Here is a 1,089-nt window from a genome sequence, read left to right on the forward strand (position 1 = left end):
TGTAGGTTTGTCAAACATCTTGTACAGCGAGAGATTCAAAGAAAGCAGCAAGTTTTTCTTTCGGGGAGAGCCAGGCAAGGGGGCGCATAGGTAAGTCGTTGGAGCGATTTTGGTGTGCAGCGAGCTGCACACCAAAATCGGCAAGAGAGAAGAAACGATGTGTGTCGTAGAATCGCTTCTGGTCTTCGCGGTGACTGCGTTCTACTTTGCCGTTGTGGCGAGGTGTGTAGGGGCGAATCAGCTTGTGCAGGATCCCAAGGCGTGCAGCGGTCAGCTCAAAGCGTGTGAGCCGGTTCTTCTTGTTGGTCGAAAAACGGTTGGTAAACTCAATGCCATTGTCTGTCTGCACGCACTCTACCCGCACACCACGGCGTTTGAACCATGCCACCATTTTCTCCAGGAAATCAGCGGAGGAGTAAGTGCTTTGTTCTGGATATGCGCCCAGATAGCGAAGGCGTGTATATTCGTCGATCGCCGTATACTGGTATAGCCGTTCTTCCGGGTTTGTTAGGCATTTCATCGGCACCACCTTCACATCTACCTGAACGCGCTGGCCGGGATACTGCATCTGTTCGTATGGCTTTGCCTTGTAGGCTGCTTTGACCTTTGGCTGCGGGAACATCCCCAGCTTGCGCATGACCCGGAACAGACTTTCCGGACAGCGGGTATACCCACGTTTGCGGAGCCGGTGCCAGAGTTCTACCATTCCCAGCGTGGGATTCCTCCTCCGCATGTCTCGGATGAGCTTCAGTTCCGCTTCTGTGTGTTGGTTTGGATGGTGATGGGGGCGCCTGGACTGACAAGCCAGGGACGCCATACTTCCATCCCAGCGTGCCTTCCAGAAGTAGATATATGACCGGCTCTTGTTGTATTTCCGGCTTGCACGGCTCACGCCATATTTGGCTGCATACTGCATTAGGGATTGCCGATACCGCATGTCTTGTGTTATACTTTTACTCATGAGGGACAGAGCTCCTTTTTTGGGTTTGTTGGTGTCGCAACTTAACTATACCCTATGAAGGCTCTGTCCTTCTACTTTTTTATTTGCTTTTACTTGCTCTTCTGTCCAACATGTATTGTAGCTCTACA

The 1,089-nt window shown here is 51.5% G+C and carries 1 protein-coding gene; it reads right to left on the reverse strand.

What is annotated here, in order from left to right:
- Positions 1-10: 10 nt before the first annotated feature.
- Positions 11-961 (reverse strand): DDE-type integrase/transposase/recombinase, encoded by a 951-nt coding sequence (locus I2E77_RS13705; protein ID WP_087234999.1) that lies wholly within the window; start codon positions 959-961, stop codon positions 11-13.
- Positions 962-1,089 lie beyond the last annotated feature (128 nt).

It is taken from the genome of Anaeromassilibacillus sp. 1001302B_160321_C8 (genome assembly GCF_015554745.1).
Lineage (GTDB): Bacteria > Bacillota > Clostridia > Oscillospirales > Acutalibacteraceae > Anaeromassilibacillus > Anaeromassilibacillus stercoravium.